General features: G+C 72.0%; 14 protein-coding genes. 5 read left to right on the forward strand and 9 right to left on the reverse strand.

Translation table 11 applies throughout. The features are described 5' to 3' along the window. Positions 1-87 precede the first annotated feature (87 nt). Entirely contained in the window at positions 88-2,574 is a 2,487-nt protein-coding gene (locus tag ABT116_RS30330; protein WP_351640415.1) for an alpha-L-arabinofuranosidase family protein, read from the reverse strand. 136 nt (positions 2,575-2,710) lie between these two features. On the opposite strand from ABT116_RS30330, the gene ABT116_RS30335 reads away from it, so the two are divergent. Continuing rightward, the gene (locus ABT116_RS30335; protein ID WP_351640417.1) at positions 2,711-3,157 is read left to right on the forward strand and encodes a DUF6314 family protein; all 447 of its coding nucleotides are present in this window, start codon (positions 2,711-2,713) and stop codon (positions 3,155-3,157) included. On the opposite strand, the gene ABT116_RS30340 is transcribed toward ABT116_RS30335, so the two are convergent. The 3 genes from ABT116_RS30340 to ABT116_RS30350 form a co-directional block, all read right to left on the reverse strand. Continuing rightward, on the reverse strand, positions 3,139-3,735 hold the full coding sequence (locus tag ABT116_RS30340) for a histidine phosphatase family protein (protein ID WP_351640419.1): 597 nt from the start codon (positions 3,733-3,735) through the stop codon (positions 3,139-3,141). The genes ABT116_RS30335 and ABT116_RS30340 overlap by 19 nt on opposite strands. Before the next feature lie 73 nt (positions 3,736-3,808). Further along, positions 3,809-4,249 carry a GNAT family N-acetyltransferase gene (locus tag ABT116_RS30345; RefSeq protein ID WP_351640421.1) on the reverse strand — a complete coding sequence of 147 codons (441 nt, stop codon included), beginning with the start codon at positions 4,247-4,249 and terminating at the stop codon, positions 3,809-3,811. Between the two features lie 41 nt (positions 4,250-4,290). Beyond that, the gene (locus ABT116_RS30350; RefSeq protein ID WP_351640423.1) at positions 4,291-5,727 is read right to left on the reverse strand and encodes an aminotransferase-like domain-containing protein; all 1,437 of its coding nucleotides are present in this window, start codon (positions 5,725-5,727) and stop codon (positions 4,291-4,293) included. Here ABT116_RS30350 and ABT116_RS30355 point away from each other — a divergent pair. Together ABT116_RS30355 and ABT116_RS30360 are read left to right on the forward strand one after the other, a co-directional pair. Further along, positions 5,726-6,646 (forward strand): DMT family transporter, encoded by a 921-nt coding sequence (locus tag ABT116_RS30355; RefSeq protein ID WP_351640425.1) that lies wholly within the window; start codon positions 5,726-5,728, stop codon positions 6,644-6,646. The two genes, ABT116_RS30350 and ABT116_RS30355, sit on opposite strands and share 2 nt — an antisense overlap. A gap of 93 nt (positions 6,647-6,739) precedes the next feature. After that, complete coding sequence (locus ABT116_RS30360; RefSeq protein ID WP_351640427.1) at positions 6,740-6,940, forward strand: DUF1918 domain-containing protein; 201 nt, start codon at positions 6,740-6,742, stop codon at positions 6,938-6,940. Positions 6,941-7,090: 150 nt separating this feature from the next. On the opposite strand, the gene ABT116_RS30365 is transcribed toward ABT116_RS30360, so the two are convergent. Further along, on the reverse strand, positions 7,091-8,335 hold the full coding sequence (locus ABT116_RS30365) for a glycoside hydrolase family 10-like protein (RefSeq protein ID WP_351640428.1): 1,245 nt from the start codon (positions 8,333-8,335) through the stop codon (positions 7,091-7,093). Between the two features lie 181 nt (positions 8,336-8,516). On the opposite strand from ABT116_RS30365, the gene ABT116_RS30370 reads away from it, so the two are divergent. Next, a complete protein-coding gene (locus ABT116_RS30370) occupies positions 8,517-9,392 on the forward strand; it encodes a 3-hydroxybutyryl-CoA dehydrogenase (RefSeq protein WP_351640430.1) in 876 nt (291 codons plus the stop codon). 234 nt (positions 9,393-9,626) lie between these two features. Next, on the forward strand, positions 9,627-9,884 hold the full coding sequence (locus tag ABT116_RS30375) for a hypothetical protein (RefSeq protein ID WP_351640432.1): 258 nt from the start codon (positions 9,627-9,629) through the stop codon (positions 9,882-9,884). A gap of 1 nt (position 9,885) precedes the next feature. Here the strand turns inward: ABT116_RS30375 and ABT116_RS30380 are convergent, their stop codons facing one another. The 4 genes from ABT116_RS30380 to ABT116_RS30395 form a co-directional block, all read right to left on the reverse strand. Further along, positions 9,886-10,431 carry an NUDIX hydrolase gene (locus ABT116_RS30380; RefSeq protein ID WP_351640434.1) on the reverse strand — a complete coding sequence of 182 codons (546 nt, stop codon included), beginning with the start codon at positions 10,429-10,431 and terminating at the stop codon, positions 9,886-9,888. 106 nt (positions 10,432-10,537) lie between these two features. Continuing rightward, positions 10,538-11,878, reverse strand: a complete 1,341-nt coding sequence (locus tag ABT116_RS30385; RefSeq protein ID WP_351640436.1) for an NsdA family TPR-like regulatory protein — start codon at positions 11,876-11,878, stop codon at positions 10,538-10,540. 267 nt (positions 11,879-12,145) lie between these two features. Next, positions 12,146-13,162 carry a PP2C family protein-serine/threonine phosphatase gene (locus ABT116_RS30390; RefSeq protein ID WP_351640438.1) on the reverse strand — a complete coding sequence of 339 codons (1,017 nt, stop codon included), beginning with the start codon at positions 13,160-13,162 and terminating at the stop codon, positions 12,146-12,148. A 213-nt stretch (positions 13,163-13,375) separates the two neighbouring features. Then, positions 13,376-15,082, reverse strand: a 1,707-nt coding sequence (locus tag ABT116_RS30395; protein WP_351640440.1) for a phenylalanine--tRNA ligase subunit beta, incomplete at its 5' end; no start/stop codon positions are given.

The raw sequence follows: 15,082 nt of genomic DNA on the forward strand, positions 1-15,082 counted from the left end.
GGCCCCTTCGTCATGCCGTGCGGCTTTGCTACGTTGGAGGCCCCCCCGACGAGACGCGCCGTACCGGGAGGCCCACACCGGCGGGTCCTAGTTCTGCTTGATCCTCAGGAACGTCACGGAGTTCGCCGGGAAGGTGTACGTGAACTTCGTGGCCACGCCCCGGAACGTGGACGTCACCGGCGTCACCGGCGTGTCCGTCTCGGTGTTCACCGCGTCCTCGTCGGCGGCCAGCGTGGTGACGCGGGCCGTGGAGGCGACCTTGGCACCACCGAGGTCGACGGCCGTGCGGGCCTCCGCCGACTGGGCGTTGACGACCTTGACGATCAGGTCACCGGTCTTCGCGTCCTCGGTGACGACCTGGCGGAACGGCTCGGCCGGCTTGTCGTCCTTGAAGCTGCCCCACTCCTTGCCGTCGAGGAAGAGGGTGACCTGGCGGCCGCGGACCTTGATGTCGATGTCGTAGGCACGGCCGGTCTCGATCGACCCGGGCTTCGTCATCAGGGTGCCCTTGCCGCCGTCCACGGCCTGTTCGATCGCGGACTGGGTGTTGTTCCAGCCGCCCAGGTTCCACCAGTAGTAGTTGCCGGTGTCCTTGACGCCGAAGGCGACGAGGAAGCCCTCCTTGCCGGACTTCTTGGTGGCCTTCACATGCAGGTCGTAGTCCTTCCAGGCCGGGTCGCCCGCCGTGACCATGGTGTTCTCGGCGGCGGTGTCGGTCTGGACGTAGCTCCCGTCCTGGATGCTCCAGCTGCCGCGGCCGCTGCCCGTCCACTTCGAGGCGTCACCGGAGAAGTCGTCGCTCAGCAGGGTCGAGCCGTCCGCCGAGGTGACCTTCACGTCGTCGTACGCGGCGCTGGTCGCCCACGTCGACAGGCCGACGGCGCCGGTGATGGGGCCGCTGACGTCCGGGGTCGTGGTGGCCTTCGAGGGGACGACGCGGTCGCCGACGTTGTTCATGAACAGCCTCTGGACCTCGTAGTTGGCCGAGTTCCAGGAGGCCCGGTTGTTGAACCAGATCATGTCCGGGCGCCACTGCACGTAGTCCTCGTTGGCGAGCAGCGGGGCGTACGAGGCGAGTTTGACGACGTCCGCGTTGCGCTCCAGGCCGGTCATGAAGGCGGCCTCGGACAGGCCGTTCTTCCAGGCGTTGCCCTGGGAGGCGTACTCGCCGAGGAAGACCTTGGGGCCGTTCCTGTCGTAGGAGTCGTAGCGGTCGTTGTTCTGCAGGAACCAGTTCGGGCTGTTGTAGTAGTGCTCGTCGACCATGTCGACCTTGCCCTCGCGGTTGAGCTGCCAGGCGGTGTCGAAGGTCGTGCCGGCGTCGTCGGGGCCCGAGTTGGAGATGACGGTGATGTCCGGGTACTTCGCCTTGACGGCCGCCCGGAACCGCTCGAAGCGGGCGAAGAACTCCTTCGGGAGGTTCTCCTCGTTGCCGACCCCGAGGTGGGTGAGGTGGAAGGGCTTGGGGTGGCCCATCTGTGCGCGCACCTTGCCCCACTTCGAGGTCGCCGGTCCGTTGGCGAACTCGATGAGGTCGAGGGTGTCCTGGATGTGCCGCCTGAGCAGCGCCTCGTCTTCGGTGGCCTTGTTCTGGCCGCAGCCGGTCACCAGAGCGGGGACGACGGGCAGCGGCATGGCGCCGATGTCCTCGGAGAAGCGGAAGTACTCGTAGTAGCCGAGGCCGTAGCTCTGGTTGTAGCCCCAGACGTTGGCGTTCGTGGCGCGCTGCTCTACGGGTCCGATGGTGTCCTTCCACTGGTAGCTGCGCTTGCGCTGCCAGTTCGAGGCCTCGCTGTAGTCCTCCATGGAGCCGGTGTTGACCAGGCAGCCGCCGGGGAAGCGCACGAACCCGGGCTTCAGGGCGGCGATCTTCTCGGCGAGGTCCTTGCGCAGGCCGTTCGGCTGGTTCTTGTACGTCTCGCGCGGGAACAGCGACACCTCGTCGAGCGCGGCGGCGTTCGACGCGGCGACGGTGAGCCGGCCGCGATTGCTCGTGCGGGTCGCCGTGAACGTGGCCTTGTACTTGGCCCAGCCGCCCTTCACGGCGACCTGCCGGGCGGTGGCGAGCGCGCCCGCCGTGTCCTTCAGCGAGACCGTGAGCGTGGTGCCGCTCTCGGCGCGGGCCCACACGGAGAAGTCGTACCGCTTGCCCTGCTCGACCCGGATGCCCGTGTTGTAACCGGCGTTCGTGACGGCTGAACCGGCACCCAGGGAGAGGTAGTTGCGGTTGCGCTCGTTGAGGCGGCCGGAGTCGTTCACGACCTGTGCGGTGCCGCCGACCGTCCAGGAGGTCAGGGGCGTGTAGGAGCCGTTGTCGGCGGTGGAGTACTCGAAGGACCGGTTCTGCACGAGCTCGGCGTACAGACCGCCGTCGGCGGCCCGGTTGATGTCCTCGAAGAAGACGCCGTACATCGTGTCGTCGATCTTCGCGCCCTGGGCGGACGGGTCGACGGTGATCGCGTAGTCGGTGACGTCCTCGGCGTGCGCGGGGGCCGGTACGAGGGCTGCTGCCGTCAGGAGGGCGGTGGCCGTGAGGCCGACTCTCCCTCGGGTGCGGGCGGCGGTGCGTGGCATGGATACTCCGCGGCTCTCTGGTAGAGGAGTGTTCGAAATATCAGACATTGATCAGCACTTCGAACGGCAAGATAGGGAGGGGGCGGAGGCGCGTCAATGGGTCGCACGGCACCGCCGGGACGGAGAGCGGAGCAGGATGGGCGAGTTCTGGCCAGTGCCGGACGCACTGGCGTATCTGGCGGGGCGCTGGAGGGTGTCGCGGTCGGTGCGGGATCTCGCGAGCGGCACGGAAGGGGAGTTCACCGGAACCACCGAGTTCCGTGAGGACACGGAGAGGCCCGGCGGGCTGCTGCACCTCGAGTCCGGCACCTTCGTCTGGCAGGGCGTCGCCCGGCCCGCCGAGCGGACCCTGCGCTTTCTGCCCGGCCCGGACGGCACGGCGGACGTGCGGTTCGCCGACGGCCGGCCGTTCCACGACCTGGACCTGACGTCCGGCCGGCATGTCACCGACCATCCCTGCGCGGCGGACCTCTACCGAGGCGAGTTCACCGTCCGCGACAGCGACCACTGGCGGACGGTGTGGCGCGTCCGGGGCCCCGCCAAGGAGCTGGTCCTGCGGACCGACTACGCGCGCGAGGGCTGAGCCGGCACCCCGCCGTCGAAGCGCAGGTTCCAGCGTCCCGCCCGGCCCGTCACGGCCGTCGTCGACAGCGGGCGGACGTCGATGTTCCAGTACGTCGACGGCGGTGCCTTCAGGGCGTACACCAGGGCCGCCCGGATCACGGAGGGCTCGGCCACCGCCACGACCCGGCAGCCGTCCTCCACGGGCCGGGTGTCGAGCCAGCCGCCGACGCGGGTGATGAAGTCGACCAGCGACTCACCCCCGTGCGGTGTGGCACGGGGGTCGGCGAGCCAGGCGTCCACGGCCTCCGGCTCCCGGGCCATCGCCTCGCCCAGGGTCAGCCCGCGCCACCGGCCCATGTCGCAGTCGCGCAGGCCGAGCTGCACCAGCGGCGCGTATCCGAGCCCCTCCCCCGTCGCCCGGCTGCGCGGGGTCGGCGAGCAGTAGCGCAGTTCGGCCGCGGCGAGCGGCAGCAGTTCCCGGGCGGCGCGCTCCACCTCGCCCCAGCCGGCCTGGTCCAGCGGCCGGTCGTCCTCGAAACGCTCGGCGAGCAGCGGAGAGCTGCGCGCGGCGGCGACGAAGGTGACCCGAAGTGGCATGCGGCGATCGTGGGCGCAGCAAGTACGCAGGTCAAGAGCTGTTACCTACGAGTTACCCAGGGTGCCTGGGCCCTCACCGGCCGAAGATGAGCGCCATCCACTGCTCGGGCCGCTCCAGGGGGGCGAATCCGAGCCTCTCGTACACCCCGTGCGCGTCCTGGGTGGCGAGCAGCACCCGCCGCACTCCGAACGATCGCAGCTCTTCCCGCACGGCGGCCACGAGCGCGCTTCCGACGCCCTTGCCGCGCACCGACGGATCGACGTACACGTCGCACAGCCACCCGAACGTCGCCCGGTCGGTGATCACCCGGGCATACGCGACCTGCTCCCCCGACACCGTGTCGAAGACCCCGAAGTTGAGTGACCCCTCGATCGCCCGGTCCTGCGTCCCCCGGGGGCGTCCCAGCGCCCAGTAGGCGTCGGTGGACAGCCAGTGGTGCACGCGCTCGCGGTCGACGCGGGCGGGGTCGGTGGAGATCTCGTAGCCCTCGGGCAGGCTCGGCGTGTCGGTCATGTCCGCGATGCTCGCAGGCCGCCCGAAGGCGCGTCGAGCGGTTATCCCGGCACCTCGTCCCAGGCCGTACGCAGCCTGCGTACGCCCTCCGCGATCTCCCCGGTCCCCGCGACCGCCGCGAAGCTCAGCCGGACGTGCGCGGCCGGGGGTTCGGCGCTGAAGTACGGACGGCCGGGCGCGAGGGCGACGCCGGCGCGCAGGGCCGCGGAGGTCAGGGCCGACTCGTCCGTGCCGTCGGGCAGGCGTGGCCACAGGTGGTAGCCGCCGGACGGGACGTGCGGCAGGGCGAGTTCCGGCAGGTGCAGGGCGAGGGCGCCGGTCATCGCGTCCCGGCGGGCCTTCAACTCCGCGGAGACGGCCCGCAGATGACGCGGCCAGGCGGGCGAGCCGACGAGTTCGAGGGCGGCCTCCTGGAGGGGGCGCGGCACGAAGAACGTGTCGACGACCTGGATGGCGCGCAGCCGTTCCAGGACCGGACCGCGGGCGGCCAGGGCACTCACCCGGAAGCTCGGCGAGGTCGCCTTGGTCAGCGAGGAGACGTGGACGACGACGCCGTCGGGGTCGTCGGCGGCCAGCGGGCGCGGCAGCGGCCCCGCGTCCTCGTGCACCAGCCGCCGCACGAAGTCGTCCTCGACGACGAACGCGCCCGCCTCCCGGGCGATGCGCAGCACCTCGGCGCGCCGCTCGGGCGCGAGCACGGCGCCGGTGGGGTTCTGGAAGAGCGGCTGGCAGACGAAGGCCGGGGCGCCGGTGGCCCGGAAGGCGTCCGCCAGCAGCTCCGGCCGCACGCCGTCGGCGTCCACCGGAACGGGCACGGGACGCAGGCCGGCGGCGCGGGCGATGGCGAGCATGCCCGGGTAGGTGGGCGACTCGACCAGGACGGGTGCGCCGGGCGGGGCGAGGGCGCGCAGGGCGGTGGTGAGCGCGGACTGCCCGCCCGCGGTGATCAGCACCTCGGCGGCCGTGACAGCGCCGCCGATGCTCCGCGCGAACCACTCACGCAGCTCCGGCAGCCCCTCCATGGGCGGGCGTCCCCAGGCACCGGGACGGCGCCCGGCCCGCGAGAGGGCGGCGGCCATCGCCCGCTCGGGCTGCAAGGACGGGTGCAGATAGCCGCCGTTGAACTCGATCACGCCGGGCGGCGGCGCGGCCAGCGACACCAGCACCCCGGAGGCGTCGACCGAGCGCGGCACGAGGTCTGCGGCGCCGTCGGCGCTGAGCGCGACCTCCTGCCAGGAGGTGTCCCCCGCCGGGGCCGGTGCCGTCCGGGCCTGCGCGCGGAACGCGCCCGCGCCGGGCCGGGTGACCACCAGGCCCTCGGCGGCGAGCTGCGCCAGGGCCCGCGACACCGTCACCGGGCTCACCCGGAACCGCTCGACCAGAGCCCGGCTCGAGGGGAGCTTTCCACCGGGTGAGTAGCGGTCGAGCTCCCGCCGCAGTTGTTCCACCAGGTCAACCACACTGCTACGCTCTTGCATGAGAGCACAGAGTAGCGCTACCGCAGCGCCCGCGATAGCAGTCGCCACTCCGGGCCAGGAGAGTCACGGCTTCGGCACGCTCCAGGCGGCCCTCGGCGTCGTCGCCTTCTCCCTCACGTTCCCCGCGACCGCCTGGGGGCTGGAGGGGTTCGGGCCCTGGTCGCTGGTCGCCGTGCGGAGCGTGCTGGCCGCGGTGATCGCGGGCACCGCCCTGCTGGCGCTGCGGGTACCGCTGCCCGCCCGACGGCACTGGCCCGGCCTCGCCGTGGTCGGAGCCGGCGTGGTCCTCGGCTTCCCGCTGCTGACCACGCTGGCGCTGGAGACCTCCACCACCGCGCACGCAGCCGTCGTGGTCGGTCTGCTCCCCCTCACCACGGCGCTCTTCTCGGCCCTGCGCGTCGGCACCCGGCCCTCGCGCACCTTCTGGACCGCCGCCCTGGCGGGCGCGGCGGCGGTCCTGGCCTTCACCGTGCAGCAGAGCGGCGGCGCCCTGACCACCGCCGACCTGTACCTGTTCGCCGCGCTGCTGGTCTGCGCGGCCGGCTACACCGAGGGCGGCCGACTGGCCCGGGTCATGCCGGGCTGGCAGGTGATCGGCTGGGCGCTGGTGCTGTGCCTGCCCCTGACCGTGCCGGTCGCCTCGATCGCCCTGGCACACGAACCCGTGCGGCTGACCGCGCACAGCGTCACCGGACTGCTGTGGGTCGCGGCGGGCTCGCAGTTCGTCGGGCTGGTCGTCTGGTACCGCGGCATGGCCGCCATCGGCATCCCCAAGGCCAGCCAGTTGCAGCTCGCCCAGCCGCTGCTCACACTGGTGTGGTCGGTGCTGCTGCTGGGCGAACACCTCCCGGTCGCCGCCCCGCTGACGGCCGCGGCGGTGCTGGTCTGCATCGCCGTCACACAGCGATCACGCGGATGAGCGGGGAGCGTGCGCGGCCACTGCCGACGGGCGCACCCCGCCGTGGACTCAAGGCCACGGACCGCTGCTCCGCACATGGTGAGGAGGCCCCAGATGCGCGCAATCGTGGGCGACCAGCTTGTCCAGCACGGCAGGGTGGTCGGTCAGCACGACAAGATCGGCGAGATCGTCGAAGTGCTCGGCCAGGAGGGCAACCCCCCGTACCGCGTCCGGTTCGAGGACGGGCACGAGGGCGTGTGCTCGCCGGGACCCGACACGGAGATCCGGCACCGGGAGACCACGACCGGACCGTGACTCGGCGCGGGGGTGACGCCGGCTGCCCGTAGGGGGCGGCAGCGACTCAGCGCGGGCATCCCCTACGCCGGGCACTGCGCGAGGCGACTCGACGCGGGGTGGCACCCCCGCGGCCGACTCGACGCAGGGTGCCCTCCCCCCTGTGGCGCCTCAGCGCGAGCCGACTCGGCGCGGGGGCGGCGCCGGCTGCCCGTAGTGGTCGGCGACCACCCGCGCCATCGCCCCGATCCGGTCGGCCGCCACGTCCCTGGCGGCGAAGTAGACGTGTCCGCGCACCTGCGCGTACTCCCCGGCCAGCGTCAGATGCCGGGACAGTTCAGCCCTCTCCTGCCACGCCGCGGGCTGGGCAGGGTCGCCGGCCTTGTACAGCGCCTCCCCCACGTACAGCTGCGTCGGGCTGTCGCGCGCGACCTTCGCCCACCAGGGCACCAGCTTCGCGTAGTCGGCGGCGGCGAAGCCGATGTTCCAGTACAGCTGCGGGACGATGTAGTCGATCCAGCCCTCGCGCACCCACTTCCGGGTGTCCGCGTGCAGGTCGTCGTACGTCTCGACGCCGGCCCGGGTGTCCGAACCGGCCGGGTCCGTCGAGGCGTTGCGCCACACGCCGAACGGGCTGATGCCGAAGCGGGCGCTCGGCCGGACCTCCTTCACCCGGTCCGCGATCTCGCGCACCAGCCGGTCGATGTTGTCCCGCCGCCAGGCGGCCCGGTCCGGGAAGGCGCCACCGTGCTCGTCGTAGGCGTCGTCGTCGTCGAAGGTCTGCCCCGCCACCGGGTAGGGATAGAAGTAGTCGTCGAAGTGGACGCCGTCCACGGCGTACTTCGCCACCGCGTCGAGCATCGCGTCCTCGACGAAAGCACGGACCTCGGGCAGCCCCGGGTTGTAGAAGAGCTTCCCGCCGTACGTCACCACCCAGTCCGGGTTCTTGCGCGCCGGGTGGGAGGCGGCGAGCCGGGCCGGGTCGGCGTGGGCGGCGATCCGGTACGGGTTGAACCACGCGTGCAGCTGAAGACCCCGGGCGTGCGCCTCCCGGACGGCCGTGCCCAGCGGATCCCAGCCGGGGTCCTTGCCCTGGGTGCCGGTGAGGTACTGCGACCAGGGCTCGTACGGCGAGGGCCACATCGCGTCCGCCGTGGGCCGGACCTGGAAGAACACGGTGTTGAGGCGGTTGCGGACCGCCGTGTCGAGATGGGTGAGCAGCTCGGCGCGCTGCTGCGACGCGGTCAGCCCGGACTTCGACGGCCAGTCGCGGTTGGCCACGGACGCGATCCAGACGCCCCGCATCTCGGAGCCCGGCGCCCCGCCGCGGCGTCCGCTCGCGGCCGACGCCTTAGGCATCATCGTGAAAGCCGACAGCGCCGCGACCGCGAACGCCCTGCGTGAGACTCGTCCCATCCGCATGCCCCAAAAAGCCGCGGATCCGCCCGGTCGCGGATCGCTCCGGGGCCAGCATGCCCGATGCGGGACCCGCCCCCCGCGATCGATCATCGATACTTCGGAGTAACGTGCACGAACGGAGCAGGCGCCGGGACCCGGCCGGTCTGCCCGGACGTAGATCAGCAGCGAAAGGGACGATGTGACGGACATCCCAGCGGGAGACATTGCACGCGTCGGAGTCGTGGGCTGCGGTCAGATGGGCGCGGGCATCGCCGAGGTGTGCGCCCGGGCCGGCCTGGACGTCATGGTCGCCGAGACCACCGGCGAGGCTCTGGAGATCGGCCGCACCCGGCTGTTCACCTCCCTGGCCAAGGCAGCCGAACGCGGCAAGATCACCGAGGAGGAGAAGGAGGCCACGCTGGCCCGCCTGAGCTTCACCACGGACCTCGGCGAGTTCGCCGACCGTGACCTGGTGATCGAGGCCGTCGTCGAGAACGAGCAGGTCAAGACCGAGATCTTCCAGGTGCTCGACCAGGTCGTGACCCGGCCTGACGCGATCCTTGCGTCCAACACCTCCTCGATCCCGCTGGTGAAATTGGCGGTCGCGACCTCGCGCCCCGACCAGGTCATCGGCATCCACTTCTTCAACCCGGCCCCGGTGCAGAAGCTCGTCGAGCTGATCCCGGCGCTCACCACGTCCGAGGGCACCATCGGCCGCGCCCAGCTCTTCACCGAGAAGCTGCTCGGCAAGCACGCGATCCGCGCCCAGGACCGCTCCGGCTTCGTGGTCAACGCGCTGCTGATCCCGTACCTGCTCTCCGCGATCCGGATGTTCGAGACGGGCATCGCCAGCCGCGAGGACATCGACAACGGCATGGAGATGGGCTGCGCCCACCCGATGGGCCCCCTGAAGCTGTCCGACCTGATCGGCCTGGACACGGTCGCCTCGGTCGCGCAGTCCATGTACGAGGAGTACAAGGAGCCCCTGTACGCCGCTCCCCCGCTCCTGCAGCGCATGGTCGACGCGGGCCGGCTGGGCCGCAAGACGGGCTCGGGCTTCTACACGTACGCCTGACCGATCCACTTCGCCATGCGGTGACGCCCCCCCAAGGCCGGTTACGGACGGTCAGATTTCGGCCAAGCAGCGGACCCGGCACCGGAGTTGGTGCCGGGTCCGCGGCATTCACACACCGTGTGCGCGCCGGGCTCGCATATGCCCTACGCACACTCTCCCCAGGCGCCCACCAGGCGAGTTGACTCCTCATGCGCATGCAAGGGATGTGAAACGACTACGGAAAGGAGCGGACTCGTGACCGCCGATCCCGAGCATCCCGTCGTCCATGGAGAACTCGCAGAGTTACGGCGCCGCCTCGACGTGGCCTACGCCCGCGTCGAGGGCGGGCTGGCTCTGCTGAGCCATCGCACCGAGGAGACCGCCAAGGAACTCGACGAGCTCAACACCCGGATCAACTCGCTGGAACACGCGCGCTGGCCGCTGCCCGCGGTCGCCGCCCTCACCGCCGTGGGTGCCCTCGTCATGACGATCTGGCAGGCACTGGGACGCTAGCTCAGGACAACGTGTCCTGACCCGGCCTGAGATGGTGCAGCAGTAGTAACGCGGCCGCCATGTTGGCGGCCGGGACCTCGCCGCGGGCGACCATGTCGGGGACGAGCTTGAGGGGCACCCATTCCCGGCGGTCCGACTCGAAGTCGTCCACGGGGTGCCCGACGTACTCGCCCTCGTCGGCCCAGTACACGTGGTGCCGGGCGTCGGTGAGCCCGTTGGACGGCTCCACGCTCATGAGGTGGTGCAGGGGTCCCGGCCGCCAGCCCGTCTCCTCCTCCAGTTCCCTGGCGGCCGCACGGGCGATGTCCTCACCGTCCTCGACCACTCCCGCCGCGAGTTCCCACCCCCAGCTGTCGGTGATGAAGCGGTGCCGCCAGAGCAGCAGCACCTCGTTGGCCTCGTTCACGACCGTGGCCACCGCGACGGGCCGCAGCCGTATGAGGAAGTGGTCCAGATGCCGGCCGTCCGGCAGTTCGACATCCGCGAGATTGACGCTGAACCAGCGGTTTGAGTACACACTTTGTTCGTTGTGTTTCGTCCACTGCACGGTTCTGCCACCTTCCGTCGAGTAAGTGGCAATATCGCAGCAGGGACGGATGGGCAGCAGGCGCACGGGAAGCGCCTCGGAGCGGTACGGGCACGCCGACCCGGACCTACAACGGTACGCGCAGTGCTCCGTCGATGCGTTCGGCGGCCTCGGCCGTGCCCGCGCAGCCACTGCGCACCAGGTGCTCCCGCACCGCGCGCAGCCGGTCGCGCAGCCGCTGGGACTCCATGCCCCGGGCCTGCTCGGCCATCTGCACGGCGATGGCCACCGCCTTGTCGGCGTTGCCCTGCCGCAGCTCGATGGTGCTGAGCATGGCCAGCCGGTGCACCCGGCCGCGGTCGTGCGCCGGGTTGTCCACGGCGGCCGCGGCATGCTCCCCGGCGGCCGCGATCTCGCCCAGGCTCAGCAGCGCCTCCGCCACCTGGACGTTCACGAGCCCTGGCTGGACATAGCCGGTCTCGTCCGGCTCGTAGCCGCGCCGGATGCGCTCGGCCGCCTGCTCGGCCCGCCGGATGCGGGACAGGGCGCTCGTGCCGTCACCGAGATGCGCGTACGCCTTGGCCTGCATCGCGTACAGGTCGGAGGCGAGCGCCGGGGTGATGTGCTTGCCGGCGGCCCGCAGCGCGGCCTCCGCGAAGGCGACGGCCTGCCGGTACTCCCGCATGAACAGCGACTGGTTGACCAGCAGGGCGATGACGTACGCCCCGAGTCCCCGGTCGCCGCTGGCCTTCGCCAGCCGCAGCGCCTGGTGGAAGTAGCGCTGGGCCAGCCCGTGCGCGTCGGAGTCGTAGGCGCAGATACCGGCGACCGCCACCAAACCGCCCGTGGCCCGGTGCAGTTGGCGGCCGGTCTCGTCGGTGTAGCTGCCGCGCAGCAGCGGTGCGGCCTCGGCGTTGAGGAAGCCGACGATCCGGGCCCGTGTGGCGATGCCCCCGGCCTTGCGGTACATCTGCTCGTAGTGCGTACGGGCGGCCCGCAGCATCTCCAGGTCGCCCGCGGTGACCCGGTGTCTGCCGCCCCGCGAGACGTCCACGTCCTCGGGCGGGTTCTCCCACTCCCACACCGGCATCACCGCGGGCGTGCCGGTGAGGGCGGGCGCGCCCAGGATGTGCGGGCGCTGCTGCTGGTCGGAGCGCCACAGGGCGGTGGCTCGTTCGACGAACCCGGACAGCGTGCCGGTGTGCGGGGCGGACGGCTCGCCGGGCACGCCGAGGCCGATGTCGTCGAGGGTGACGTGCCGTTGCAGCCGGGCGGCGAGCACTTCGCAGATCAGGTCGGGCACTTGGCCCCGAGGGCGCTGCCCCTTCAGCCACCGGGCGACGGCGGTGTGTTCGTACCTCAGGGACAGGCCACGGGCCCGTCCCGCCTGGTTGACGTGTGCGGCCAGCCCCGCGTGCGAGATCCCGGCCTCGTCCAGGATCGCGTCGAGCAGAGTGTTGGGCTGCATGTGGGCCCCCCGGTGGCTCGGTGCGGACAGAGTAGTGGTTCCGCCTTCACACGGGGTGTGAACGGAGTGCTCGAATCCGCAGGGTGTGCGCGCTGTCGCTCTGCGTGTCGGGCCGGTTGACTGAACTGCCTCGAAAGAGGCCGGCCGGGCCGCCGGCTCCCCCTCGTACAGTGCGGCGGCCCGTTACCGCCGTCCGCCCGGCTGCCTGCCCGACACTCCGTGGCGGGGCGGACGGCTCCGCCGGCGATGCCTTCTCTTGCCGCGGTGTCAGAGGTGTGTGGTCGACTGCGGGCACGTCGTGGTCGATCGCGCAGTTCCCCGCGCCCCTGACGGCATCCCCCCGCTGTTCGTGAGCACGAGCAGCGCGATGTCGTCCGGCGGTTCGCCGCGCGTGTGGTGGAGGAGGGAGGCTGAGATCCTGCCGACGACACCCTGCGAAGAGAGCGGGCCGTCGCCCGCGACGCTCGTCAGCGCACTCCCCAGCGGGAAGAACCGGCCACGGGCGTCCCGCGCGTCCTGGGCGCCGTCCGTGTGGAGGAACAGGGCGTCCCCTGGTGCGAGGTACCCGAGGTCCACAGTCGGCAGGACGGCAGGCAGCGGGAACAGGCCCAGTGGCGGGTGCGGGTCACCGGGGGCCAGTTGCTCCACCCGGCCACGGCTGAGCCGGTACGGCCACGGGTGCCCGCAGTTCAGGGCGAGCATCTCCCCGTCGGGCCGGATCTCCACGAGCAGCAGCGTCACGAACTCCTCGGCGGCGCTCGCGGGATGCTCCTGGCGCAGATGGCGGTCCAGGGCCCGTTCCAGCCGGCGCAGCACCCCGCCGAGGTCCTCCTCGTCGTGCGCCGCCTCGCGGAAACAGCCGAGTACTGCGGCGACGGTCCCGAGCGCGCCGATCCCGTGCCCGCGTACGTCACCCATCACGGCCCGGACGCCGTGCTCGGTGGCGACGACCTCGTACAGGTCGCCTCCGACCGCGGCGCCACGCTCCGCCGAGACCTGGACGGCCGCCACGTCCAGCCCGTCGACCCGCGAGGGCAGCGGCCGCAGCAGCGCGCGCTGCGCGGCACCCGCGACCCGGCGCGCCTGCCGCAGCTCACGCATCAGCGCGTGCCGCACCTGCAGGATCAGCCCGGCCCCGACCGCGAAGAACACGGCACTGGTGACGATCCGCGCCTGGAGACCGGTCTCCTGGGCGAGCGGACAGGCCAGCTTGTACGTGACGGCCGCCGCGCCCCACACCGTGGGCAGACCGAGGCTGCGCACCCGACCCCTGATGCGGATCATGCCGATGGCCCCCCAATAGGCCCTTACAGCACACAGACGGACCGGCCCAGTAGGGCCGGTCCGATTCTGCCTACGGCAACACCCACGAGGGAGGATCACCAACCAGCACCACTCAAACGAGTGAGCTGCTCCCCCCTCTCTCAGGGGCGCGGGGAACTGCGCGACGGCCACCGCGTACCGGCAGCCGGCAACGAAGCGCGGCCCCCCACGGCGCTAACTCCGCAACACCGCCCCGACGCGCTCCCCCGCGAGGGCAACCGCCGCGTCCCGGGCCGCGGAAGCCTCGTCCACGGTCAGCGTCCGGTCGGATGCCCGGAACCGCAAGGCGTACGCCAGCGACTTCCGGCCCTCGCCCAACTGCTCGGCGTTCTCGTACACGTCGAACAGCCGGATGGACTCCAGCAGTTCCCCGGCCCCGTCCCGCAGCGCCGCCTCGACGTCCACGGCCGGCACGAACGCGTCGACGACCAGGGCGACATCCTGCGTGGCGACGGGGAACGTGGAGATCCGAGGCGCCGCGGCAGTGGCGTCACCGGCGGTCTCCACCGCGTCCAGGTCGATCTCCATCGCGCAGGTGCGCGCCGGAAGACCGAGGGCCTTGACGACCCGCGGATGCAGCTCGCCCGCGTGCCCCACGATCCGCTCGGCACCGTCCACGGTGACCGCCAACTCGGCGCACCGCCCCGGGTGCCACGGGCCGTACTGCCCCTTGCGGATGACGAGCTCGGCGCCGGCCTCACGGGCGACGGACCGGGCGGCCTCGACCGCGTCGGCCCAGTCGGCCGGACGGCCCTTGCCCCACCAGCCGGCCTGCTCGCGGGCACCGGCGAGGACCACGGCCACGTGCCGCGGCTGCTCGGGCAGCGCGGCGTTCAGCTCGGCGAGCTCCTCGTCGGTCGGGCGGCGGTCGACGGGCAGCACGGCCGCGATCCGCTGCTCCTCGCGCGGCCGGAAGACCAGACCGGACTCGAACAGCGCGAGGTCGTGCGAGCCGCGGCCGTCGTTGCGGCGCAGGGCGGCGAGCAGACCCGGCAGCAGCGACGTGCGCAGCGCGGGCTCCTCGTCGCTCAGCGGGTTGCTGAGCTTCACGACACGGCGGGCCGGGTCGTCCGCTTCCAGGCCCAGCTGGTCGAAGACCTGCTCGCCGATGAACGGGTAGTTCAGCGCCTCGACGTATCCGGCACCGGCCAGGGCACGGCCGACGCGGCGGTGCAGCCGCTGCCGGTCCGTCAGGCCGAGGCCGGCCGGCGGCTTGGGCAGCGTGGAGGGCAGGTTCTCGTAGCCCTCCAGCCGGATGACCTCTTCGGCCAGGTCGTTCGGGTCGGTGAGGTCGGGCCGCCAGGACGGCACCGTGACGACCAGCTCATCCTGCCCGTACACGTCGCAGCCGACCTCCTGGAGGCGGCGTACGACGGTCTCGCGGCCGTAGGCCACACCCGCGACCTTGTCCGGGTGGTCGGCCGGGATGGTGATGGTGCGCGGCGCGGAGGGGGCGAGGACCTCGGTGACGCCGGCCTCGGCGGTGCCGCCCGCGAGCAGCACCAGCAGGTCGACGGTGCGCTGCGCGGCGGCAGCGGCGGCCTGCGGGTCGGTGCCGCGCTCGAAGCGCCGGGACGCCTCGGAGGACAGCTTGTGGCGGCGGGCCGTGCGCGCGATGGAGACCGCGTCGAAGTGCGCGGCCTCGATGACGACGTCCGCCGTCGTGTTCTCGGCGTTGTCGTGGTCGGCGATCTCCGTGTTGGCGCCACCCATGACACCGGCGAGCCCGATCGGGCCGCGGTCGTCGGTGATCACCAGGTCCTCGGCGTCCAGCGTGCGCTCGACACCGTCGAGGGTGGTGAGCTTCTCGCCCGCCTCGGCCCGGCGCACGCCGATCGTGCCCTGGACCAGGCCGCGGTCGTAGGCGTGCAGCGGCTGGCC

Origin of the sequence: Streptomyces sp. NPDC002130, from assembly GCF_040296465.1 — a bacterium.
Taxonomy (GTDB): Bacteria; Actinomycetota; Actinomycetes; order Streptomycetales; family Streptomycetaceae; genus Streptomyces.